Consider the following 23105-nt stretch of genomic DNA (forward strand, 5'->3'; position numbering starts at 1 on the left):
GAGGGGTTCCTCGACCTGGACGTGCGCGTCACCTGCTCCTCCGGCACCTACATCCGCGCGCTCGCCCGCGACCTGGGCGCGTCCCTCGGAGTCGGCGGCCACCTGACCGCGCTGCGGCGCACCGCGGTCGGCCCCTTCTCCGTGGCCCAGGCCGGCGAGATCGACGAGCTCGACGTCCCCGCCGCGCTCCTGCCGCCGACGCTCGTGGCGGGCGAGCTGTTCCCCCTGCTGCGCCTCGACGCCCAGGAGGCGGGCGATCTCGCGAACGGCAAGCGCATCCCGGCCCCGGAGGCGGTGGCGGGCGCGAAGGGCCTCCTCGCCGCGGTCGGCCCGGGGGAGCGGCTGATCGGCCTCGCCGAGCGGCGCGGCACCCAGCTCAAGAGCGTCGTCAACTTCCCGACCGAGGACCTGCGGACGGCCGCCTCGTGATCGAGTGGTTCACGATCCTCCAGGTGGGGATCGCCGTCGCGGCCGGCCTGCTCTGCCTCGTGCTCGGGCTGCTCGCCCGCCGTCCCTCGGACGTCTCGGTCGGCGCGACGGCGATCGTCGAGCTGCTGCTGATCGTCCAGCTGGCGGTCGCGATCGTGTCGCCGCTGGTCGGCAACCGCCCGTCGGGGAGCCTGCCGGAGTACTACATCTACCTGATCTCGGCGCTGCTCCTGCCGCTCGCTGCCGGGTTCTGGGCGCTCATCGAGCGGAGCCGCTGGAGCACCGTGATCCTGGGCGTCGCCTGCCTCTCGATCGCGGTCATGGTCTACCGGATGCACCAGATCTGGTTCTTCCAGAGCGCCTGATCGGGCCCGCCACCGGGCCCGGCCCGGCGAGCGCCTAGCATGGACGTGCGATGTCGAAACCAGCCAGCGATGCGTCCGGACGGGCCGCTCACGACCCCTCAGTCCCCTCGGCCCCCGGGAGCGGAGAGCCGACCCGTTCCGCCCGCTCGCGCGGGATCGGCAGCCTCCTGGTCGTGGTCTACGGGATCCTCGCGCTCGCCGCGACGGGGCGCTCCGTCTTCCAGATCATCGACCGGTTCGACGAGGCGCCGCTGGCGTTCTCGCTCTCGGCGCTCTCGGCCGTCGTGTACATCGTCGCGACGATCGCCCTGATCGTCCCGGGCCGCGCTTGGCAGCGGGTCGCGTGGGTGACGATCACCTTCGAGCTGGTGGGCGTGCTCGTGGTCGGCGCGCTCAGCCTCCTCGCTCCGCAGCTCCTCGGGCTCGCGAGCGCCGACCCGTTCGGGCGCCAGTCGACGGTGTGGGCGGCCTTCGGCGCCGGCTACCTGCTCATCCCGCTCGTCCTGCCCGTGCTCGGTCTCTGGTGGCTCCGCGTGCAGGGGCGGCGCACGGCCCGGGCGGCCGCCTGATGCGCGTCGAGACCCGCCCCGGCGACCTGGCCGGGATCGGACCCTCCGCCGTCACGATCGGCAAGTTCGACGGCGTCCACTCCGGGCATCGGGCCGTCATCGGCCGGCTGCACGAGCGGGCCCGCGAGCAGGGGCTCGCCGCCGTCGTCGTCACCTTCGACCGCAATCCGCTCAGCGTGATCGCGCCGGAGAAGTGCCCGCCCGTCCTGGTCGGCAACGAGCAGAAGCTCGAGCTCCTCGCCGGGACCGGCGTGGACGCGACGCTGCTGCTCACCTTCGACGAGGCGTTCCGGGCGCTCTCGCCCGAGCAGTTCGTCGAGCAGGTGCTGGTGGAGGCGCTCGAGGCCCGCGTGGTCCTCGTCGGCTCCGACTTCCGCTTCGGCGCCCGGGGAGCGGGCGACGTCGACCTGCTGCGCGTGCTTGGCGGGCAGCACGGATTCGAGGTGGAGCTGATCGACGACGTGCGGCCCGAGGACGGGCGCCGCGTCTCCTCCACCTGGATCCGCGAGCTGCTGGCCGAGGGCGATGTGGAGCACGCGACGCGCCTGCTCGGGCACGAGCCCGTCGTCCGCGGCGTGGTCGTGCACGGAGCGAAGCGCGGCCGCGAGCTGGGCTTCCCGACCGCGAACCTCTCGCCGGAGTCGCAGGGCCTGATCCCGGCCGACGGCGTCTACGCGGGCCGGCTCACCACCGACGGCGTCACGCATCCCGCCGCGATCTCGGTCGGCAGCAACCCGACCTTCGTCGGAGTGCCGCCCAAGCAGGTCGAGGCGTACGTGCTCGATCAGACGCTCGACACCCTCGACCTCTACGATCGCGTGGTCGACGTGGCGTTCGTCGGCCGGATCCGCGGCCAGGTCGCCTACGAGGGCGTCGAGCCCCTCATCCGCCAGATGAACCACGACGTGGTGCAGGTCCGCGAGGTCCTCGGCATCGACTGAGCGGGATGCCGGGCGCCGCCTAGCAGGGGCCGCGGGCCCGCACCAGCGGGAGAGGTCCCGGGGCCATCGGCGTACCGTGGCCGCATGAGCGAAACCCCCTCCGACTCGGCGCGCCCCCTCGCGCTCGTCACCGGCGCGACCGGCTACATCGGCGGCCGGTTGACGCCGCGCCTCCTCGAGGCGGGCTTCCGGGTGCGCGTCCTGGTGCGCGACCCGCGCAAGCTGGTCGACGTGCCGTGGGCGGAGGAGGTCGAGGTCGCCCAGGGCGATCTCGGCGATCCGGAGTCGCTGGAGGCCGCGGTCGAGGGCGTCGACGTCCTCTACTACCTCGTCCACTCGATGGGCTCGGGCAACGATCACGCCCACTTCGAGGAGGTCGAGAGCCGCGCCGCGCACAACGTCGCCACGGCCGCGGAGTCGGCCGGCGTCGGCCGCATCGTCTACCTGGGCGGCCTGCACCCCGAGGGCCAGGAGCTCTCTAAGCACCTCCGCTCGCGCGCGGAGGTGGGCCGGATCCTGATGGAGTCGGGAGTGCCGACGATCGCCCTGCAGGCGGGCGTGATCATCGGCTCCGGGTCGACCTCGTTCGAGATGGTGCGCCACCTCACCGACGTGCTGCCGTACATGCCCGCGCCGCAGTGGGTGCGCAACTTCATCCAGCCGATCGCCGTGCGCGACGTGCTGCACTACCTGATCGGCTCCGCGTCGCTCGAGGACGCCACGCTCAACCGCACCTTCGACATCGGCGGGCCCGACGTGCTCCGCTACGGCCAGATGATGAACGGCTACGCGGTCGAGGCCGGGCTCCCGCAGCGGCCGATCGCGTCCCTGCCGGTGTTCACCCCGTGGCTGGCCTCGCAGTGGGTCAACCTGGTCACGCCGATCCCGCGCTCGCTCGCGGTGCCCATCATCGCCTCGCTGCAGTACGACTGCGTCGTGCACGAGCAGGACATCCGCGCGCTCATCCCCGACCCCGAGGGCGGGCTGACCTCCTACCGCCGCGCCGTCCGGCTCGCGCTGGGAAAGATGCAGGCGGGCGAGATCGAGACGAGCTGGCAGAACGCGGAGGTCGTCGGCGCTCCCAGCGATCCGCTGCCGAGCGACCCGGAGTGGGCCGGCCACACGGTCTACGTGGACCTCAAGGAGCGCCGCACCCAGGCCGACCCGGCCAAGCTCTGGCGCGTCATCGAGGGCATCGGCGGCACCAACGGCTGGTACTCCTTCCCGCTCGCATGGGTGATCCGCGGCTGGATGGACCGCCTCGTCGGGGGAGTGGGCCTGCAGCGCGGGCGCCGCGACTCCGCGCGCCTGCACGCCGGCGACGCCCTCGACTTCTGGCGCGTCGAGGAGATCGAGCGGCCGAAGCTCCTGCGCCTGCGCGCCGAGATGAAGGTGCCCGGCGGGGCCTGGCTCGAGATGCGCGCCGAGCCCTCCGTAGACGGCGGCTCGGTCTACACGCAGCGTGCGGTCTTCTTCCCGCAGGGCCTCGCGGGCAGGCTCTACTGGTTCGCGATCCTGCCCTTCCACGGCATCATCTTCAACGGCATGGCCAACCGCATCACGGCCACCGCGGCCGACCTGCCGGACTCCGGCGACGAGCGCTCCCCTGGCGGGCGCCGGGTGCAGCGGTGACAATGGAGGGGTCCGGCGGCCGCGAGGCCGCCCGGGACGCCGACGAGAGGAGCACGATGAGCGAACGGTCGAGTACGGACGCGGGGCGCGGACTCCAGCTGGGGAAGGTCCTCTTCATCGGGGACAGCATCATCCAGGCGGGAGCCTGGGGCGAGTGGCTGACGGAGTCGACGGTCGTCGACGAGGGAGTCGGAGGGGCCACCACGGCGGACGTCGTCGCGCGGCTCGCCGAGCTGGTCGCGCAGGAGCCGGACACGGTGGTGCTGCTGATCGGCACCAACGATCTCGCCTGGCACCGCACGACGGAGCACGTCGTGCGCAACATCGAGACGATCGTCGCGACGTTCCGGCGCGATCTTCCGGACGTGCGCATCCTGGTGACCTCGGTCCTGCCGCGCGGACACGAGTTCGCACCGCAGATCCGCGAGATCAACCGCCACCTGTGGCAGTTCGCGCCCACGGCGCACGCAGGCTACCTCGACCTGTGGCCGGTGCTCGCGGGGGAGGACGGCGGACTGCTCGAGCAGTACTCGCCGGACGGCCTGCACCTCAACGAGGACGGCTACCGCGCCTGGCGCGAGGCACTGGGCCCGGCGCTCGAGGCGGTCGTGCGGATGCCTCCGCGGACCCGCCCGATCACGCTGCCCTACGACGAGTTCGCGCGGCCGAAGACGGCCTAGCGCAGCACAGTGGAGGGGGAGTCGACCGCAGGGTCGGCTCCCCCTCCGTCATTCCGCGGCCAGGGCGGCCTCGAAGGCCGCGAGGGCGTCCGCGGAGAAGAGGACGAACCGGACCTCGTCGAGTGCGCCGTCCGCGGTCGCCTCGCGGACCGTCTCCACCGCGATGCGCGCCGCGTCGTCCATCGGCCAGCCGTAGACGCCTGCCGAGACGGCCGGGAAGGCGAGCGTCCGCGCGCCGAGGCCGACAGCGGTGCGCACCGACTCGCGGGAGGCCGAGGCGAGGACGGCGCTGCGGTCCTCCGACCACGAGTGGACGGGACCGACGGTGTGCACGACCCAGCGGGCGGGGAGGCGGCCGGCGGTCGTGGCGACCGCGGAGCCGGCGGGCAGGCCGTCCGGCAGCTCGGCCCCGCGGAGCCGGCGGCACTCGGCGAGGATCTCCGGCCCGCCCGCGCGGTGGATCGCGCCGTCGACGCCGCCGCCGCCGAGGAGCGACGAGTTCGCCGCGTTCACGATCGCGTCGACGTGCTCGCGGGTGAGGTCGCCGCGCACGGCTCTCAGGGTGATCACGACTCCTCCTCCAGGCTTCGTCCGAGGGCAGCGATCGCCGCAGGTCCCACGCGGCAGCAGCCGCCGATCAGATCCGCTCCCGCCGCGCGCCAGGAGGCGACCAGCGCGGGGTCGAAGGCCGCGTCGCCTGCCCAGCGACGCTCGACGGCGTCCCACTCCTCGCCGCTGTTCGGGTACACGACGACCAGCTTGCCGGTGACGGAGCGGGCGATGCGGACCGCCTCGGCGACGTCGCCGGGCGGGCAGCAGTTCACTCCCACGCCGACGACCTCCTCGGAGGCGGCGGCGACGGCGAGCGCCTCGGCCAGGGGCTCGCCGGACGCGGTGCGGCCCGAACGGCCGCTCACGCAGATCCAGGCGGGGACCGAGGAGCCCGCGAGGGCCTTCACGACGGCCCGCACCTCCCGCACCGACGGGATGGTCTCGACAGCGAGCAGGTCGGGCCCGGCCGCGGCCAGGGTCTCCAGGCGCGGGCGGTGCCAGGCGGCGAGCTCGCCGCCGGTGAGGCCGTCGTCGCCGCGGTACTCGGAGCCGTCGCCGAGGCTCGCGCCTTAAGGGCCGACGGAGGCGGCGACCCAGCCGCTCTGCGCGCGCCGGGCCAGGTCGACGCTCTCCCGGAGGGCGCGCTCCGCGAGGCCCGGGGCCAGGCCCGCGGCCGCGAATCCGCTCGCGGACACCTGGTAGCTCGCGGTCACCGCGACCCGGGCGCCCGCCTCGGCGAAGGCGCGGTGCGCGGCGACGACCCGGCCGGGCTCCTCCAGCAGGACCCGGGCGCTCCAGAGCGAGGAGTCCACCGCGGCGCCCTGCGCCTCCAGCTCCGTGCCCAGGCCCCCGTCGAGCAGCAGCGGGCGCACCCGCGCCGCGGCGACGAGGCCTGCGGTCACGAGCGGTTGTTGGAGAGCTCGAAGATCTTCACGAGCTCGGCGATCGCCGCCTCGCGGGCGTCTCCGCCCTCCTCGAACATCGCGGTGATGTGCGTGCGGAGGTGGTTCTCGACGATGAGCTTGTTGAGCGAGCCGAGCGACTTCTGGATCGCGAGGGACTGCGTGACGATGTCGACGCAGTAGTCCTCGTTCTCGATCATCCGCTCGAGGCCGCGCATCTGGCCGCCCAGAATCCGGGCACGGTGCAGCGAGCGCTTCTTGAGGTCCTCGATCACTCCTCCAGCCTACGCGCCGCAGGCGGTACCCGGGCGGGGTATGCGCGCCTACGATCGAGGGGTGAGCACCCGCAAGCCGTCCCGCGCGACCGCCGCCCGCTACCCCTCGCGCGACCGCGCCCGCATGGCGCTCGCGCCCGGGATCCTCGGCGCGATCGTGCTGCTGGCAGGGCTCGCCCTCGTCGGCTCCGACGCCTACGACTTCATCCGCTACCCGGTCGCGATCCTCGCGGCGGTCATCGGCTGGTTCGCGATCCAGGCGCGCGCACTCCTCTGGCTGATCGGGCTCGTCCCGGTGCTCGTGCTGTGGAACCCGGTGCTGCCGTTCGCCTTCCCGGACGCGATCTGGTCCTCGCTGAGCCTCGCCGCGGTCGGCGTCTTCGTGGCGGCGGGCCTCGTCATCCGCGTCCCGACCCCGGAATGACGACGAGCGCGACCGTCCGCGCGGCGGAGCGCCGACCGGACCGCCCCGAGGAGTAGACTGGCGGCGCACCCGCACGCCGGGGATGCTGCGACCGGGTCCCAGACCCGTTGCTCGGAGCTCCCGACGGCCACCGGATGCACCGACGCCCGACGCCTCTCCGGAGGCGATCCGGCGGATGCACGGCGACGGCAGCGCGCGGGAACCCCTCCTCCGCCCCCCGTCACACATCGAGGAGGAGCATGGCTCGCAGCGGCCAGCGTCAGTCCGGTCAGACGCGACGAGCGTCGAACGCCGCCGGGAGCCGACCCCGATCGCGCTCGCGCGGCGTGGACAACGCGGGGATCATCCCGATCCTCGCCCGCCGCGTCCGCGAGGTGGAGGCGAAGGCCCAGACCGGCAAGGTCGGACCGACCAACCGGACGAAGTTCCTGGTGATCGCCCTCCTGATGCGCGAGGAGCGCAAGCGGGTCAAGGTCGATCCCTCGCTCAGCGACGCGCAGCGCGCCGAGGAGATGAAGCGCCTCGACGGCATCGCCACGATCCTGGCCAAGACGGCCGCCCGCGACACCAGCCTGATCGCGCTGCTCGAATCGGAGGCCGGCGTCACGGCGGCCGCGCAGAAGCTCCGCCGCGACTGGCTGCTCGAGGCGGGCGCGGAGCTCAGCCCCGACGAGCTGCTCATCGTGACCGAGCCGGAGCCCAAGCCCGAGGTGCCGGTCAACCAGGTCGTGCCGCAGTCGGTGCGCGCCCGGCAGCTGGCGAACCCCTTCCTCCCGCCGGACTTCTCGATCGCCGAGGCCTCGGCCCCGGCGCCGCGCCGCCGGCTCGACGACTGGGAGCTGCTCGGGCCGCTCTTCAAGGCGTTCGAGTACGGAGCGGGCGGACGGGCCGCGAGCATGGAGCTCCCGGAGCCGCCGAAGCTCGACCGGGTCTCGCCGCGCGGCCGCGAGCTGATGCCGCACCAGGCGCGCTTCATCGAGAGCGCCCGCGAGGGGCACCGCAGCTTCCTGCTCGCCGACGAGCCGGGTCTGGGCAAGACCGCGCAGAGCCTCCTCGCCGCCTCGGTGGTCGGGGCGTACCCGCTGCTCGCGGTGGTGCCGAACGTGGTCAAGATGAACTGGGCGCGCGAGGTCGAGCACTGGACCCCGCAGCGGCGCGCCACGGTCATCCACGGAGACGGCGGCACGCTCGACGCGTTCGCCGACGTGGTCATCGTCAACTACGACATCCTCGACCGGCACATCGGCTGGCTCGGGAGCCTGGGCTTCCGCGGCATGGTCGTCGACGAGGCGCACTTCATCAAGAACCTCCGCTCGCAGCGCTCGCAGAGCGTGCTCGCGCTGGCGTCGAGGATCCGTGAGACCACTCCGGGGCACGATCCGCTGATGATCGCGCTGACCGGCACCCCGCTGATCAACGACGTCGACGACTTCCGCGCCATCTGGCGCTTCCTCGGCTGGATCGACGAGACCAAGCCGGGACCGGAGCTGATGGGCCGCCTCGAGGAGACCGGCCTCACCCCCGCCGACACGGGCTTCTACCCGGAGGCGCGCGAGGCCGTGATCGACCTCGGCATCGTCCGGCGCAAGAAGATCGACGTCGCCGCCGACCTGCCGTCGAAGCGGATCGTCGATCTGCCCGTCGAGCTGGACGACGACCTCGGCCGCTCCATCCAGAAGGCCGAGCGCGAGCTCGGCGCCCGCATGCTGCAGCGCTTCAGGGCGGTCACCTCCTCGATCACGCACGAGCTCGACGACGACGAGCGCGAGCGGTTCATCCGCATCGTGGCGCAGAGCGAGCTCGAGGAGTCGAAGTCGGCCAAGACCGGCGAGAACGTCTTCACCATGGTGCGCCGGATCGGCCAGGCCAAGGCGGCGCTGGCCGCCGACTACGCCTCGCAGCTGGCCCGCTCGGTGGGCAAGGTCGTCTTCTTCGCGAAGCACATCGACGTGATGGACCAGGCGGAGGACACCTTCGAGAAGCGCGAGCTGACGTCCGTCTCCATCCGCGGCGACCAGACCGCGGCGTTCCGCCAGACGCAGATCGACGCCTTCAACGAGGACCCGGACGTCTCTGTCGCCGTCTGCTCGCTCACCGCGGCGGGAGTCGGCGTGAACCTGCAGGCGTCCTCCAACGTGGTGCTCGCCGAGCTGTCGTGGACCTCGGCCGAGCAGACGCAGGCGATCGACCGCGTGCACCGCATCGGCCAGGAGGAGCCGGTGACGGCGTGGAGGATCATCGCGGCGCACACGATCGACGCGAAGATCGCGGAGCTCATCGACGCCAAGGCCGGTCTCGCCGCCCGGGCGCTCGACGGCGCGGACGCCGAGACGGCCTCGGCCGACACGGTGCAGCTGGACGCCCTCATGCACGTCCTGCGCGAGGCGATCGGCTGAGCGCACCCGGCCGGGCCGGCTGAGAGCTCAGCCGGTCCGGGCGAGCGGTGCGGCGAAGAAGTCCTTCTCGAACGAACTCGACCGCAGGAACGCGTCCCTCATCGCGGCGCGCTCCCTCGGTGAGGCGTCGCGGGCGGCCTGCTCCGTGAACTCGATCGCCCGCTCGGTGGCCGTCGCGAAGACCGGGTCGCCGTAGGTGAGCAGCCAGTCCGCGTAGGGGTGCTCGGGGTGCCCGGAGGCGGCGAGGCGCGACCCGACGTCGGCGTAGAGCCAGAAGCAGGGGAGCAGGGCGGCGACGATCTCGCCGTAGCCGCCGCCCGCGGCGACCGCGAGCAGGTGGTCGGTGTAGCCGCGGGTCGCGGGCGCGGGAGCCGCGTCCCTGGTCCCGAGCCGGTCGCGGTGCAGCTGCGCCTCCGCCGCGAGGGCGGACGCCGAGCCCTCGGCCCAGAAGACCTGCTCGGCGGTGGTCGGCGCGCGCTGCGCCGCCACGGCCAGGACGCGGGCGTACTCGGTGAGGTAGAGAGCGTCCTGCTCGAGGTACCACTCGAAGTCCTCCCGCCCGAGGGAGCCGTCGCCGAGGGCCCGCACGAACGGGAGCGCGTCGATCTCGTCGCGGAGGGTCCGGGTCCTCTCCCAGACGTCCGCGCAGAACGCCGGAGGACGTTGCCGGTGGAAGTGGTCGATCGGGCCGTTGCCGGAGCCGACCTCGAGAGCGTCGGCGGCGCGCAGGGCGCCGGTCAGCCACTCCTTGGCCTCCGTCAGCGCCTCGACCAGGGCGTCGGAGGAGGTGTCGCGCCCGGCCAGGAGCGTCGCCATCGCGGACGAGAGCGAGCACCCGGTGCCGTGCGTGTTCGAGGTGGCGACACGCTCGCCGGGGACCTCGCGCACGAGGCCGTCGGGGGTGACGATCGCGTCCGGGGTGGCGGGGCCGTCGAGGTGGCCGCCCTTCACCAGCACGGCGGCGTCGAGGGCGCGGGCGAGCATCGCCCCCTGCGCGAGCGCGGCCGGCCAGTCGGAGGCGGTCGGCTCTCCGGCGAGCACGCCCAGCTCGGGGAGGTTCGGCGTCACCAGGTCGGCGCGGAGGAGCAGGTCGCGCACGGCGTCCTCGGCTTCGGGAGCGAGCAGCCGGTGACCGCTGGTCGCGACCATCACCGGATCCACGACCACGACGGGCGGGCGGACCTCGTCGAGCCACTCGGCGACGACTCCGGCGTACTCGGCCGTGGCGAGCATCCCGATCTTCACCGCGTCGATCGTGACGTCGTCGCTCACCGCGTCGAGCTGCTCGCGGAGGAACACGGCGGGTGGCAGGTGCACGGAGCGGACCCCGTGCGTGTTCTGCGCGACGAGCGCGGTGACGACCGCCATGCCGTAGCCGCCGAGCGCGCCGATCGACTTGAGGTCGGCCTGTACGCCGGCACCGCCGGTCGGATCGGTGCCGGCGATGCTGAGGACACGGGGGACGCGGGCGCCGGCGGTCATCGGTCCCACTCCGCTCGGATCAGGCGGGCGGCCGCCGCGGGGTCGGCGGCCGTGCAGAGCGCCGACACGACCGCGAGCCCGGCCGCACCGGCGAGGCGGAGTGGCCCCGCGTCCGCGGCTCCGACTCCGCCGATGGCGACGCAGGGCAGCGCCGCGGCCGCGGCGAGGGCGGCGAACCCGTCGACACCGAGGGGAGCGGGGTGGTCGGGCTTGGTCGCGGTGGGCCGGATGACGCCGACGCCGAGGTAGTCGACCGTCCCCGCGGGCAGGGCGCGGACGGCGGCGAGGTGCTCGGGGGTGTTCGCGGTGAGCCCGATCACCGCGTCGGGACCGAGCAGCGAGCGGGCGGCGGTGACGGGGAGGTCGGACTGCCCGAGGTGGACGCCGTGGACGCGGGCGCCCGCGAGGCGGGCGGCGAGGGCGACGTCGACGCGGTCGTCGACCAGCAGGGTCGTGCGCTCGTCGAGGACGGCGGCGACGGCCCGGGTCAGGGCGACGAGCTCGGCGGCGGAGGCGTCGTGATCGCGGATCTGCACGGTCGTGACTCCGCCTCGGACGGCGGCAGCGGCCACGGCGGGCACGCCGCGCGGGCCGCACTGGGCGGTGTCCGTGACGAGGTAGAGCGAGAGGTCGAGGCTCATGCGATCCGCGCCCCGGCCTCGGCGTCGGCCGGCTGGAGGGCAGCGAGGCCGTCGAGGAGGCCGACGGCGAAGGACCCGGGACCGCTGCTCGCAGCGGCGGCCCGCTCGGCGGCGAGGCCCCAGACCGCGGAGGCGCTGACGGCCGCGTCGAGCGGGCGGGCGCCCGCGCCGAGGAACGCCGCCATCACGGCGCCGAGCGCGCAGCCGCCGCCGGTCACGCGGGTCAGCAGCGGGTGGCCCCCCGTGACCCGAACGATCCGCTCGCCGTCGGTGACGAGGTCGACCGCTCCCGAGACGGCGACCACGCCGCCGGTGCGGCGGGCGAGGACGCGGGCGGAGTCGAGCGCCTGCTCGGCGGTGTCGACGGCGTCCACACCGCGGCCGCCCGCACCGGCTCCCGCGAGGGCGAGGATCTCGGAGGCGTTGCCGCGGATGATCGCCGGCCGCGCCTCGAGCAGGTCCACCGCCAGAGCGGTGCGGACGGGCAGAGGGCCGACGGCGACCGGATCGAGCACCCAGGGGGTGCCGGCGCGTCCGGCCGCGGCGACCGCCTCGCGAGCACCCTCGCGCTGCTCCGCTCCGGGCGTGCCGAGGTTGACGAGCACCGCGGAGGCGAGGCCCGCGAAGACGCCCGCCTCGCCGGGCAGGTCGCACATCGCCGGGCTGGCGCCGAGGGCCAGAAGGCTGTTGGCGGTGAAGCCGGTGACGACCGCGTTCGTGATGCACTGCACCAGGGGCCCGGCGGCGCGGAGCTCGGCGAGATCGCGACCCACGGAGGCCGGGTCGGGCGCCGTGTCGGCGGGGAGGGTCGGGTGGACAGGCGTGCGAATGCTCATTCGCGACATCCCTTCGCTAGTACGAACTAGATCAGGTTCAACGGGTCTTCTCTCAGCCCTGGCGGGCACCCCGTGTCACTGCGCACGACCCTAGCAGCGGGCGCGGGCGCGCTCGCTTCTGCAGTGCGAGAGGAGGGAGCGGGCCGTCGTCGCCCCTTCGCCCGGGAGCGGCCGCTCAGCCGGTGAGGATCGTCGAGTCGCCGCGCGGCCCCACCGCGACGCGGAGGCCGATCGGCAGCCGCTCGCGCATCGCGTCGACGTGGCTGATCAGGCCGATCGTCCGACCGCCCGACCGCAGCTCGTCGAGCGTGCTGAGCGCCGTCTCGAGCGTCTCGGCGTCGAGCGAGCCGAAGCCCTCGTCGATGAACATGGTCTCGAGCGAGATGCCGCCGGACTGCGCTGTCACCACATCGGCGAGGCCGAGGGCGAGGGCGAGCGAGGCGAGGAACGTCTCGCCACCGGAGAGCGAGGCGGGCTGCCGGCGGACGCCGGTGAAGGCGTCGAGCACGTCGATCCCGAGGCCGGAGGCGGCGCCGCGGTAGGCGAGCGAGTCGTCGTGGGCGAGGGCGTAGCGGCCGCTGGTCATCGCGTCGAGGCGGAGGTTCGCCGCGGTCACGATCTCCTCCAGGCGTCCGGCGAGGGCGAAGGCCTCGAGGTCCATCCGGCGCGTGTTCTGCCCCCGGCCGGAGACGGTCTCGGCCAGCGCGCGCAGCTCCTCGTGGCGGCGGAGGCGCTCACCCAGCACCGCGAGGCGGCCCGCGGCCGTCGCGGTGAGCTCGGCCAGGCGCTCCGAGCGGTGCTCGAGCACGGAGAGGCCGGCTCGCGCCTCGTCGCGACGGGCGGAGGCTTCGCGCGAGCGCCCCTCGGCGTCGGCGAGGTCGAAGGCCGTGCCCGGCAGTCCGCGGAGCTCCGGGTCGGCGAGCACCGCCTCCGTCGCGCTCCGCCGTCGCTCGTGCTCGGCGACGACGGCCTCGGCCCGCGCCCGGTCCCCGCTGGCCAGCGCGGCCGACTCGGCCTCCTCGGCGGTCGTGAAGCCGCGCTCGGCGAGGACCTCGGCGAGCTCCTCCCGGGCGGCGGCGGCGGCCTCGGACCGCGAGACGGCCGCCTCCTCGGCCTCGACCAGGGCGACGGCACGACGGCGCTGGGCGTTCAGCTGCTCGACGCGCGAGGCGACGCTCGTCGCGCCGTCGCGGAAGGCCTCGACGCGCTCCCGCAGCAGCCGCAGCGCTTCAGCGGCGAGGGCGGACTCGTCGGCGCGGGCGCGGTGCTCCTCACGAGCGGCGTCCCGCCCGGTCGTGAGAGCGTCGATCCGGGTGCGCAGCCGGATGCGCTCGCGCCGCAGCTCCTCCATGCGGGCGGCGGCGCGGCGCGCCGAGGCGAGCCGCTCCTCGTGCGCCGGGCGGAGCGACTCCGGATCCGCGTCCTCGCCCACGCGCTCCTCTAGCGCCGCGAGAGCCCGAGCCGCGGCTCCCTCGCGCTCGCGGGCGCCGTCGAGGGCGGCGGCGGCGCGCTCCACCGCGACGCGGGCCCGGTCGAGGTCGTCGGTGCCGACCGTCGTCGGGCCGTCGTGCTCGGCCGGGCGGGGGTGCTCGCGCGAGCCGCAGACGGGGCAGGGCTCCCCCGGCTCCAGCCGCTCGGCGAGCTCCCCGGCGAACCCGGCGAACCGGCGCGCGATCAGGGCGGCCTGCTCCGCGGCGCGCTCGCCGTGGACGCGCGCCGCGTCGGCGTAGGCCGTGCCGAGCCGCTGCAGACCCGCCGCAGTGAGATCGCGCTCGAGGGCCGCGGCGATCCTCCGCTCGAGCGCGGCGAGCTCGTCGACGCGCGTGGGGACAGCGGCGGCCTCCCCGGCCAGGGACTCCTCCTCGGCGGCGAGCGCGTCGACGCGGGCGGGCAGCTCGCGCAGCTCCGCCTCGATCCCCGCGAGCGCGGTCGCCGCCGCCTGCTCGGCGCGTGCGGACCGCTCGGTGACGCGCTCCGCGTCGGGGAGCCGGCGCTCCTCTGCCAGCGCCTCGGCGAGGGCGCCGAGGACAGCGGCGAGCCGTTCGGCCGTCTCGGCGGCCGGGCCCCCGGACGCGTCCCCGTAGGCGTCGGCGGCGAGGTCGCGCTGCTGCCGGGCGGCCCGCTCCTTCTCGGCGGCTGCCCGGGCGGAGCGGAGCAGCGGCAGCACGCCGTCGGCCCGGCGCGCGCGCTCGATCGCGGCCCGCTGCTGCTCGACGTGCGCCTCGGCGACCACGAGCTCCTCCGCCTCGATGAGGGCGCGCCGGCGCCGCTCCTGGCCCCGGGCGATGCGCCGTGCCTCGTCGAGAGCGGTGCCCGCGGCCTCGTGCGCCGCGTCGGCCGCGGCGGAGCCGGCCCGGGCCGCCTCGAGCGGAGCGGCGAGCCGCGCCGGCAGCCCGGCGAACCAGGCGGCGTCCGGCAGAGGCGGCTCGGCTCCGTCATCGAGGAGCCGGACGGCCTCGTCCGCGAGCGCCGTCACGGCCGCGCGCTCCTCCTCGAGCCCGACGGCGCTCGCGTCGCGCTGCTCGAGCAGGCGGCGGCGGAGCAGATCGAAGCGCTCGGTCGCGAAGAGCGTGCGCAGGAGCCGCTGCCGGTCGTCGTTCTTCGCGAGCAGGAACTCGTGGAAGCGGTTCTGCGCCAGCAGGATCACCTGGAGGAACTGGTCCTTCGTCAGGCCGACGATCCGGCCGATGTCGGCGCCCACCTCCTTCGCGCTCGACGAGAGCCCTACCCAGGCGCCGTCGACCTGCTCCAGCAGCTCGACCTTCGCCGGCTGGGTCGTGGTGCCGGTGCCGCGCCGCTTCGGCCGCTCGTACTCGGGCGAGCGCCGGACGCGGTAGACGCGCCCCGCCGCCTCGAACTCGAGCTCGGCGAAGGTCTCGTCCTCGGGGCCGCTGTGGTCGCTCCGGAGGCGCGAGGCGGTGCCGTCGAAGCGGGGGACCGAGCCGTAGAGTGCGAACGCGATCGCGTCGAGGATCGTCGACTTGCCCGCTCCGGTGCGCCCGGCGATGAGGTACACGCCCACGTCCTCGAGCCGGTCGAAGTCGACGCACTGCTCGGCGCGGAACGGTCCGAGTCCGGCGAAGGCGAGTCGGCGGATCCTCACCGCAGAGCCTCGGCCTCGATGGCCGCGAGCGCGTCGAGGGTGAGGGCGCGCTCGGTCTCCGTGGCGCCGTGACCGCCGCGGACGTGGGCGAGGAAGTCGTCGACGACCTCCACGTCGCTCCGCCCGCGGATCCGCTCGGCGTACGCGCGCGGCTCGGCCGCGGCGTGCGGGGGCCGGTGCTCGAGCGTGGCGCAGCCGGGGAAGCGCGACTGCAGGCGCGCCATCGCGTCGAGCGGGCGCACGGGATCGGTGAGCACCGCCGAGACCCAGTCGCCCTCCACCTCGGCCAGGGAGGGATCGCGCAGCAGCTGCTGGAGCTCGCCCTCGATCACGCTGAGCCTCCTCGGCACGGGGAGCGGCGACCACTCGACGCCCTCGAGCCCCTCGGGCCCGATCGTCACCAGCCAGGCGCCGCGCGGCTTCGACGCCTCGCCGAACGAGTAGTGCAGCGGCGCTCCGGAGTAGCGCACTCCCGGCAGCAGCTCGGCGCGTCCGTGGATGTGCCCGAGCGCCGCGTAGTCGGCCGCGGCGAAGTGCTCGACCGAGACGTAGTCGAGCCCGCCCGCCGTGATGTCGCGCTCGAGGACCGCGGCCGGGGCTCCGACCGCGAAGCAGTGCGCGAGCACGACCCAGGGACGGCCCGCCGCCTCGGCGGCGGCGCGCACCCGCGCCATCGCGAAGGCGAGCACGTCCTCGTGGCGGCGCAGCTGCTCCTCCGGGTGCCGGTGGCGGTAGAGGGCGGGCTCGAGGAAGGGGATGCCGTGGACGCCGACCTCGAGGCCGGACGCGTCGCGCAGCACGACCGGCTCGGCGTACGCCTCGGGGTCGGTGAGGACGTGGACGCCCGCTCCGCGCAGGAGCCCGGCCTGGAAGCCGAGCCGGGCGGGGGAGTCGTGGTTGCCGCTGGTGAGGACGACCTCGGCGCCGGCCGCGCGGATCGCCTCGAGCGTGCGGGTGAGGAGGGTGTAGTGCTCTGCGGCGGGCACGGCGGAGTCGAAGACGTCGCCGGCGATCAGCACCGCGTCCACGCGCTCGGCCCGCACCGTCTCGACCAGGGCCTCGAGCACGGTCGCGAGCGCCGCCGTCGTGGAGTGCCCGTGGAAGGTGCGGCCGATGTGCCAGTCCGAGGTGTGCAGCAGCTTCACGGTCGTCCTTCCTCTGCGTCGTCCGGGGGAGCGACTCCAGGCTAGTGAGGCCCTCCGACACCGGCGGCGCAGCGGACACCTCCCGTTCACCGGGAGGTGCACAATAGGGCGTCGGTCGAGCAGAGGAGATGGTCGTGAAGCTGCCCCGCGTCCCCGCGACGATCCTGGGTCTGGGCTCGCGCACCCGCGCCGCCGCCGAGGACACCGCTCCCATCCAGCGTCTGCGCCCGGACGACGAGCCGGCCCGCACCAGCACGGTCGACAACGCGATCTACCAGGACGGCCGCCGGGTCGTCTCACCCGGCAGCATCCCGGAGGCGCTCGCCGCCCTGCAGAAGCTGCCCGACGCCATGGCGTGGATCGGGCTGTACCGGCCGAACGCGGCCGAGCTCGCCGCGCTCGAGGACGAGTTCTCGATGCACCCGCTCGCCCTCGAGGACGCGATCAGCGCGCACCAGAGGCCCAAGCTCGAGCGGTACGGCAGCGACATGTTCGTGGTGCTGCGCGCCGCCAGCTACTCCGACCAGCGCGAGGAGGTCGATTTCGGCGAGCTCCACCTGTTCGTGGGGTCGAACTTCGTCGTCACGGTCCGCCACTCCGAGAAGCCCGACCTCTCGCTGGTGCGGCGGCGGATGGAGGCCGATCCGGAGCTGCTGCGCGTCGGCCCGGTCGCCGTGCTGTACGCGATCCTCGACGCCGTCGTGGATCAGTACTCGCCCGTCGTCGCCGGTCTCGAGAACGACATCGACGAGATCGAGGCGCAGGTCTTCGAGGGCGACCCGGCGGTGTCCCGACGCATCTACGAGCTCAGCCAGGAGGTGCTGGACTTCCAGCGTGCGGTCGCTCCGCTGACCGGCATGCTCGGGCGGCTCGTCACCGACTTCGAGGTGTTCCAGTCGGATGTGGAGCTGCGCCGCTACATCCGCGACGTCGCCGACCACGTCGCGCTCGTCACCGAGCGGGTCGATGGCTTCCGCACCACGCTGCGGGAGATCCTGGCGGTGAACGCGACCCTCGTCGCCCAGCGCCAGAACGAGGACATGAAGAAGCTCGCGGAGGTGGGCAACCAGCAGAACGACGAGGTCAAGCGGATCTCCGCCTGGGCGGCCATCTTCTTCGCGCCGACCATGATCTCGAGCATCTACGGCATGAACTTCGACGTGATGCCCGAGCTGCACGTGGCGTGGGGGTACCCGGCGGCGCTCGCGGCGATGCTCGCCTCGAGCGTGGTGCTGCACCGGCTCTTCAAGCGGTGGGGCTGGCTCTGAGCCCGCGTCCCGCGACGTGTCAACACCGTGACGGTCCCGGAGGCTCCGCGTAGCGTCGGTCGCGGGCCGTCCGGCCCCTGAGCGGAGGGACTCCCGATGACTCCGGAGGACACGACCACGACGGCCCCGCGGCCCCGCTCCCTCTGGCGGGCGGGCGCGGCTCCGATCCCCTCCGACGAGTTCGTCCCGGGCGCGCACTACGACGACGTCGTGGTCGGCGCCGGGCTCACCGGGCTGGTCACCGCGCTCCTCCTGCAGCGGACCGGCCGGCGTGTGCTGGTGCTGGAGGCGCGGGAGGTCGGCGCGGTCACGACCGGGAACACGACGGCGAAGCTCAGCCTCCTGCAGGGAGCGCACCTCTCCCGGATCGCGGAGCGCAACATCCCCGCGGTGACCGAGGCCTATGTCGCGGCGAACCTCGCGGGCTTCCGCTGGCTGCTCGCCTACTGCGAGGGCGCGGGCGTGCCGGTGCAGAGGCGCACCGCCTACAGCTACGCGCAGACGCCCGAGGGCGTGGACGCCGTCCTGAAGGAGCACGCGACCGCGCGCCGCTTCGGCCTCGCGACCCGCCTCGTCGGCGAGCTCGACGTGCCGTTCCCCAGCACGGCGGCCGTGGCCCTCGACGACCAGGCCCAGTTCGACCCGATGGACGTCCTCACGGCGCTCGCCGCCGACTTCCGCGCCGCCGGGGGCACGCTGGTGCAGGGCGTCCGGGCCCTCGGGATGCGAGCGACCGCTCCCGTCCGGGTGCGCACCAGCGCGGGCCCGGTGACAGGGGACCGGGCCTACCTGCTCACGGGGGCGCCGATCCTCGACCGCGGCCTCTACTTCGCCAAGATCGCAGCGCTGCGCTCGTACGCGGTCGCGTTCCGCACCGACGCGCCGATCCCCGACGGCATGTACCTCTCGGTCGACGAGCCGTCCCGCTCGGTGCGCGACGCCGAGCGCGACGGCGAGCGGCTCCTCCTGATCGGCGGCAACGGCCACCCGGTGGGGCGCAGGCCCGTCACCTCGGAGGCGGTGGACGACCTGGTCGCCTGGACGCGGCGGTCCTTCCCAGGGGCGGAGCCGGTCGCGCAGTGGAGCGCCCAGGACTACGAGCCGTTCCACCGTGTGCCGTTCGTGGGCTGGCTGCCGCGGGGCCGCGGACGGATCTTCCTGGCGACCGGCTACGACAAGTGGGGGATGACCAACGCGGTGCAGGCCGCGATGACGCTCGTCGCCGACCTCGAGGGCAGGACGCCGGCCTGGGCGAGGACGCTGCACCGCCGGCCCACGCTGCCGCGGGTGATGGCGGAGGGGCTCGGCGCCGGGCTGGCGGTGGGCGCCTGGTACGCCCGCGGCTGGTCGGCAGCGCTCCGCGCGCCCCGCTCGGCCGGGGTGGTGCCGGCGGAGGGCCAGGGCTCGCTCGCCCGCGACGGCCTGCAGCCCGTCGCTGTCTCCACCGTGGAGGGGAGGCGCTGCGCGGTGTCGGCGGTGTGCCCGCACCTGGGCGGGATCGTCACCTGGAACGACTCGGAGCGCAGCTGGGACTGCCCGCTGCACGGCTCCCGCTTCGCAGCCGACGGGACGGTGCTGGAGGGGCCGGCGGTCGAGCCGCTCGCCCCGCTGGACTAGGACGGCCGCCGGCTCAGCGGAGCCGACGGCCGAGGCAGGCCCCGCGGAGCAGGCGGCTCAGTCCTCGTCCGCTCCGGGCTCCGCGACCTCGTCGCCGTCCGCGCCCGAGGCGTCGCCGGTCGTGTGCAGATCGGTGTCGCCCGGGATGCTGAAGTCGCTCAGCGGGTCCAGGGGCTTCTTGTCGTCGGTGTCGTCGCTCATGCCTGCCACCCTACGAGCGTCCGGCGAGGCGCTGCACCGCGGCGACCGGGATCGACAGCCACTCCGGCCGGTTGCGCGCCTCGTAGATCGCCTCGTAGACGGCCTTGTCGAGCTCGAACGCGTCGAGCACCGCCCGGTGCGCGGTGACCGCGTCGCCCGCCCGCTCGGTGTAGCCCTCGAGGAACGCGGCCCGGCTCGCCGCCGCCCAGGCCGCCCTCGAGGCGCCCGGCTCGGCCTGCTCGTGCGCGCCCGCCGCGTAGTCGAAGGAGCGCAGCATCCCCGCCACGTCGCGAAGGGCCACGTCGGGAAGACGGCGCTCGTGCATGGGCCGCAGCGGCTCGCCCTCGAAGTCGAGGAGCACCCAGCCGCGACCGGGCACGGACAGGACCTGCCCGAGGTGGTAGTCGCCGTGGATGCGCTGGAGCCTCGGCCACGGCGCGGTCTCGGCGGCGCGGAACACGGCCTCGATCGCCTCCGAGTCCTCGGCGATCACGGGGACCTCGGCCGAGGCGATGCGCAGGCGACGGCGCATGGCCGCGACCATCCGGTCGACGACCTCGGACGTGGTGTCCTCGGTCGGCATGACCTCCGCCAGCGTCGCGTGCACCTCGGCGGTGGCGCGGCCCAGCTCGCGGGCGGGTCCGGTGAAGTCGGAGTCGGCGGCGACCGCCTCGAGGGCGACGCGCCACGCGTCCTGGACCCCGGGGAGGAACTCCTGCGCGAAGGCGAGGTGCCCGAAGGCGCGGCCCGTCTCCTCGCCCTCGTCGTCCCACTCGCCGGTCACGTTGCCGATCACGGGCGGGACGAGGGCGCTCCCGGCGGCGTTGAGCGCCGACTGCACCGTCACGTCCGGGTTGTCGCCGTGGTGGAGGGCGCGGAAGACCTTGACGATCACCGGAGTCGCGTCGGATCCGTCGTCGGCGGTGGTGCGAACGATCACCGAGGTGTTCGACTGCTCGCCGCTGAGCACCTTCGAGGACGCGAACGCCCCGATCGCGGCACCCGGCTGCCGGTGGCCCTCGGCGCGGGCGCCGCCCTGGGCGCCGTCCTCGTCGGAGCGGCCGCCGTCGGCGATCATGCCGAGCAGGGCGCGGGCGAACACCGGGTCGCGCGGAGCGTCGTACACGTAGTGCGCGTCGTCGGAGTAGACGAGGGCGTCCTCGAGCCCGGGCACCGGAGCCGCGTGGACGGTCACCGGCACCTGGTACAGCACCGGGCTCGTGCCTGCCCGGTCGATGAAGAGGTGGTCCACCACCTCCGCCTCGCCGGGGTGCAGCGACCAGGCGCCGCGGACCTCCAGCTCGGGGCGCCGCCCCTTGCTCGCGTACCACCTCTGGTCCGCCACCCATGCGGCGATGCGGTCGATCGACAGGCCTGCGCTCATGGTCTTCCCTCCGTCGGCACCCCGAACCCTACTGGCCGCGGACGACGGGCGGAGGGGCTTGCGGCGGGGCGCTCAGGCCAGCTCGAGCACGTCCAGCGTCCAGGCGTACTCGAACGCGATCTCGCGCCAGCGCTCGTAGCGTCCGCTCACCCCGCCGTGTCCCGCTGTCATCTCGGTGCGCAGCAGCGCGGGAGCGCCGACCTCGCGGAGCCTGGCCACCCACTTCGCCGGCTCCACGTAGAGCACCCGGGTGTCGTTGAGGCTCGTCGTCGCGAGGATCCGGGGGTACTGCACGCCCTCGCGGACGTTCTCGTAGGGCGAGTACGACTTCATGTAGGCGTAGACCTCGGCGTCGTGCAGCGGGTCGCCCCACTCGTCCCACTCGATCACCGTGAGCGGGAGCGACGGGTCGAGGATCGAGGTGAGCGCGTCGACGAACGGGACCTGCGCGAGGACGCCGGCGAACGCCTCCGGGGCGAGGTTCGCGACCGCGCCCATCAGCAGGCCGCCGGCCGACCCTCCCTGCGCGACCAGGCGGGCCGGAGAGGTGAAGCCCGCGTCGACCAGGTGCCGCGCCGCGGAGACGAAGTCGGTGAAGGTCGTCCGCTTCGCCAGCGTCTTCCCGTTCTCGTACCAGGAGCGGCCCATCTCCCCGCCGCCGCGGACGTGCGCGACGGCGAAGACGACGCCGCGGTCGAGCAGCGAGAGGCGCGCGATCGAGAAGCCAGGGTCGATGCTCGCCTCGTACGAGCCGTAGCCGTAGAGGAGGAGCGGCGCGGGGGCCGAGTCCGGATCGGCGGCGTCGCGGCGCCAGACGAGCGAGAGCGGCACCCGCGTGCCGTCCTCCGCCACGGCCCACTCCCTCCTCTGCACGTACAGCGCGGGGTCGTAGTCGCCGAGCACCGGCTGCTGCTTGAGCACCGTGCGCTCGCCCGTCGCGACGTCGAGCGCGAGCACGGTCGAGGGGGTGACGAACGAGGTGTAGGCGAGGCGGAGGGAGGGCTGCTCCCACTCCGGGTTCCCCGCCAGGCCCGCGTCGTAGAGCGGCTCGTCGAAGACGATCTCCTCGAGCCGCGCTCCGGCGCCGTCCTCGCGGAGCAGCCCGAGCCGGGTGGCTCCGTCGGCCCGGTAGGAGACGACCACGTGACCGGCGAAGGCGTCGACGCCCTCGATCCGGCGGCCCTCGCGGTGCGGTACCACCACGCGGCGCTCGCGGGCCCGGGCGTCGGCGTCCAGCGACAGGTCGGCCGGCTCCTCGACGATCTCGAAGTCGAGGGCGCCGTCGTTGTGCACGATCAGCAGGCGGTCGCGCCCGTCGACGACGGCGTGCTCGACCTCGTACTCCACGCCCTCGCGGCGCGGCCACACCGAGCGGAAGGAGCCGGTCGGGTCGGACGCGTCCAGCAGCAGGCACTCGCTCGTGATCTTGCTCCCGATCTCGATGACGAGGAAGCGGCGGCTGCGGGTGAGGCCCACGCCGATCCAGTAGCGCTCGTCGGGCTCGGCGAAGACGACCTCGTCCGGGGTCCCGGCGCCGACCTCGTGCCGCCAGATCGTGTCGGGGCGCCAGGACTCGTCGACGGTCGGGTAGAAGACGAAGCGCGCGTCGGCGCCGAAGGTCGCTCCGCCGCCGGTGCCCTCGATGACGTCCGGCAGATCCTCGCCGGTCTCGAGGTCGCGGATGCGGAGGGTGTAGCGCTCGTCGCCCTCGACGTCGGTGCCGAAGAGCAGCCGTCGGCCGTCGGCCGAGACGTCGAAGCTGCCGAGCGAGAAGAAGTCGTGCCCCTCCGCCTCCGCGTTGCCGTCCAGGACGACCTGCTCGCCCTCGAGCGGACCGCCCTCGGCGATCGACGGCGGCGTCCAGTCGTCCGGCCCGCTGATCGGCGCCCGGCAGTGCACGGCGTACTGGCGGCCCTCGTAGGAGCGCGAGAAGTACCACCAGGAGCCCTCCCGGACGGGGACCGAGAGGTCGGTCTCCTTCGTCCGCGAGCGGATCTCCTCGAACAGGCGCTCGCGCAGCGGAGCGAGAGGAGCCAGCACCGCCTCGGTGTACGCGTTCTCGGCCTCGAGGTGCGCGAGCACCTCGGGGCTCTCCTTCTCGCGCAGCCACTCGTAGTGGTCGACCACCACGTCGCCGTGGTGGCGGCGCTCGAGGGGGACGCGGCGGGCGACGGGCGGAACGGGCGCGGTCATCGCTCCAGCCTAGGGCGAGGGCGCCCCTGGCCGCCCCGGGGTGCCGCAGCGGCGCCGGGCGTGATCACAA

General features: G+C 74.3%; 19 protein-coding genes, 2 pseudogenes and 1 riboswitch. Of the genes and pseudogenes, 10 read left to right on the plus strand and 11 right to left on the minus strand.

The features are described from left to right. From C5C82_RS00005 to C5C82_RS00030, 6 genes and pseudogenes are all read left to right on the plus strand, one after another. Positions 1 to 429 (plus strand): annotated as a pseudogene (locus tag C5C82_RS00005) (tRNA pseudouridine(55) synthase TruB); the annotation flags it as partial. Then, a complete protein-coding gene (locus C5C82_RS00010; RefSeq protein ID WP_104223058.1) occupies positions 426 to 794 on the plus strand; it encodes a hypothetical protein in 369 nt (122 codons plus the stop codon). The pseudogene C5C82_RS00005 and the gene C5C82_RS00010, both read left to right, overlap by 4 nt. A 50-nt stretch (positions 795 to 844) precedes the next feature. Further along, positions 845 to 1363: a hypothetical protein gene (locus C5C82_RS00015; protein WP_258062831.1), complete on the plus strand. Its 519-nt coding sequence runs from the start codon at positions 845 to 847 to the stop codon at positions 1361 to 1363. Beyond that, positions 1363 to 2304: a bifunctional riboflavin kinase/FAD synthetase gene (locus tag C5C82_RS00020; RefSeq protein ID WP_104233805.1), complete on the plus strand. Its 942-nt coding sequence runs from the start codon at positions 1363 to 1365 to the stop codon at positions 2302 to 2304. Before C5C82_RS00015 ends, C5C82_RS00020 begins: the two co-directional genes overlap by 1 nt. Before the next feature lie 84 nt (positions 2305 to 2388). Beyond that, entirely contained in the window at positions 2389 to 3936 is a 1548-nt protein-coding gene (locus C5C82_RS00025) for an SDR family oxidoreductase (RefSeq protein ID WP_104295013.1), read from the plus strand. 56 nt (positions 3937 to 3992) lie between these two features. Continuing rightward, a complete protein-coding gene (locus tag C5C82_RS00030; protein ID WP_104225671.1) occupies positions 3993 to 4616 on the plus strand; it encodes a GDSL-type esterase/lipase family protein in 624 nt (207 codons plus the stop codon). 48 nt (positions 4617 to 4664) lie between these two features. Here the strand turns inward: C5C82_RS00030 and C5C82_RS00035 are convergent, their stop codons facing one another. The 3 genes and pseudogenes from C5C82_RS00035 to C5C82_RS00045 form a co-directional block, all read right to left on the minus strand. Next, entirely contained in the window at positions 4665 to 5183 is a 519-nt protein-coding gene (locus C5C82_RS00035; protein ID WP_374953766.1) for an O-acetyl-ADP-ribose deacetylase, read from the minus strand. Further along, positions 5183 to 6070, minus strand: a pseudogene (gene mmuM / locus C5C82_RS00040) (homocysteine S-methyltransferase). The gene C5C82_RS00035 and the pseudogene mmuM overlap by 1 nt, the downstream one beginning before the upstream one ends. Then, the gene (locus C5C82_RS00045) at positions 6067 to 6345 is read right to left on the minus strand and encodes a metal-sensitive transcriptional regulator (protein WP_104223062.1); all 279 of its coding nucleotides are present in this window, start codon (positions 6343 to 6345) and stop codon (positions 6067 to 6069) included. Before C5C82_RS00045 ends, mmuM begins: the two are co-directional and overlap by 4 nt. A 61-nt stretch (positions 6346 to 6406) precedes the next feature. Between C5C82_RS00045 and C5C82_RS00050 the strand changes: the two genes are divergently transcribed. After that, positions 6407 to 6769: a DUF6804 family protein gene (locus C5C82_RS00050; RefSeq protein ID WP_244229446.1), complete on the plus strand. Its 363-nt coding sequence runs from the start codon at positions 6407 to 6409 to the stop codon at positions 6767 to 6769. Between the two features lie 239 nt (positions 6770 to 7008). Beyond that, positions 7009 to 9165 carry a DEAD/DEAH box helicase gene (locus C5C82_RS00055; RefSeq protein WP_104225603.1) on the plus strand — a complete coding sequence of 719 codons (2157 nt, stop codon included), beginning with the start codon at positions 7009 to 7011 and terminating at the stop codon, positions 9163 to 9165. 27 nt (positions 9166 to 9192) lie between these two features. Here C5C82_RS00055 and thiD read toward each other — a convergent pair whose 3' ends face one another. The 5 genes from thiD to C5C82_RS00080 form a co-directional block, all read right to left on the minus strand. Then, a complete protein-coding gene (thiD, locus tag C5C82_RS00060) occupies positions 9193 to 10647 on the minus strand; it encodes a bifunctional hydroxymethylpyrimidine kinase/phosphomethylpyrimidine kinase (RefSeq protein WP_104233787.1) in 1455 nt (484 codons plus the stop codon). After that, the gene (thiE, locus tag C5C82_RS00065) at positions 10644 to 11288 is read right to left on the minus strand and encodes a thiamine phosphate synthase (RefSeq protein WP_104233786.1); all 645 of its coding nucleotides are present in this window, start codon (positions 11286 to 11288) and stop codon (positions 10644 to 10646) included. Before thiE ends, thiD begins: the two co-directional genes overlap by 4 nt. Next, on the minus strand, positions 11285 to 12124 hold the full coding sequence (thiM, locus tag C5C82_RS00070) for a hydroxyethylthiazole kinase (protein ID WP_104295015.1): 840 nt from the start codon (positions 12122 to 12124) through the stop codon (positions 11285 to 11287). Before thiM ends, thiE begins: the two co-directional genes overlap by 4 nt. Further along, positions 12116 to 12207: riboswitch (TPP riboswitch) on the minus strand. It overlaps the preceding gene by 9 nt. A 92-nt stretch (positions 12208 to 12299) precedes the next feature. Then, entirely contained in the window at positions 12300 to 15227 is a 2928-nt protein-coding gene (locus C5C82_RS00075; RefSeq protein ID WP_104295016.1) for an AAA family ATPase, read from the minus strand. Then, on the minus strand, positions 15224 to 16372 hold the full coding sequence (locus tag C5C82_RS00080) for an exonuclease SbcCD subunit D (RefSeq protein WP_104295017.1): 1149 nt from the start codon (positions 16370 to 16372) through the stop codon (positions 15224 to 15226). The genes C5C82_RS00075 and C5C82_RS00080 overlap by 4 nt, the downstream gene beginning before the upstream one ends. Before the next feature lie 128 nt (positions 16373 to 16500). Between C5C82_RS00080 and C5C82_RS00085 the strand changes: the two genes are divergently transcribed. Together C5C82_RS00085 and C5C82_RS00090 are read left to right on the plus strand one after the other, a co-directional pair. Continuing rightward, positions 16501 to 17640, plus strand: a complete 1140-nt coding sequence (locus C5C82_RS00085; RefSeq protein WP_104223070.1) for a magnesium and cobalt transport protein CorA — start codon at positions 16501 to 16503, stop codon at positions 17638 to 17640. Positions 17641 to 17736: 96 nt separating this feature from the next. Continuing rightward, positions 17737 to 19257, plus strand: coding sequence for an FAD-dependent oxidoreductase (locus C5C82_RS00090; RefSeq protein WP_104295018.1), 1521 nt, complete (start codon positions 17737 to 17739; stop codon positions 19255 to 19257). 57 nt (positions 19258 to 19314) lie between these two features. Here C5C82_RS00090 and C5C82_RS17400 read toward each other — a convergent pair whose 3' ends face one another. The 3 genes from C5C82_RS17400 to C5C82_RS00100 all read right to left on the minus strand — a co-directional run bounded on the left by C5C82_RS17400 (position 19315) and on the right by C5C82_RS00100 (position 23035). After that, the gene (locus tag C5C82_RS17400) at positions 19315 to 19458 is read right to left on the minus strand and encodes a hypothetical protein (protein WP_159914626.1); all 144 of its coding nucleotides are present in this window, start codon (positions 19456 to 19458) and stop codon (positions 19315 to 19317) included. A 10-nt stretch (positions 19459 to 19468) separates the two neighbouring features. Continuing rightward, complete coding sequence (locus C5C82_RS00095; RefSeq protein WP_104233781.1) at positions 19469 to 20842, minus strand: phosphotransferase; 1374 nt, start codon at positions 20840 to 20842, stop codon at positions 19469 to 19471. A 72-nt stretch (positions 20843 to 20914) separates the two neighbouring features. Beyond that, positions 20915 to 23035 (minus strand): S9 family peptidase, encoded by a 2121-nt coding sequence (locus C5C82_RS00100; protein ID WP_104325309.1) that lies wholly within the window; start codon positions 23033 to 23035, stop codon positions 20915 to 20917. Positions 23036 to 23105: the final 70 nt, after the last annotated feature.

The sequence above is a fragment of the Rathayibacter sp. AY1D5 genome (assembly GCF_002932515.1).
Taxonomy (GTDB): Bacteria; Actinomycetota; Actinomycetes; order Actinomycetales; family Microbacteriaceae; genus Rathayibacter.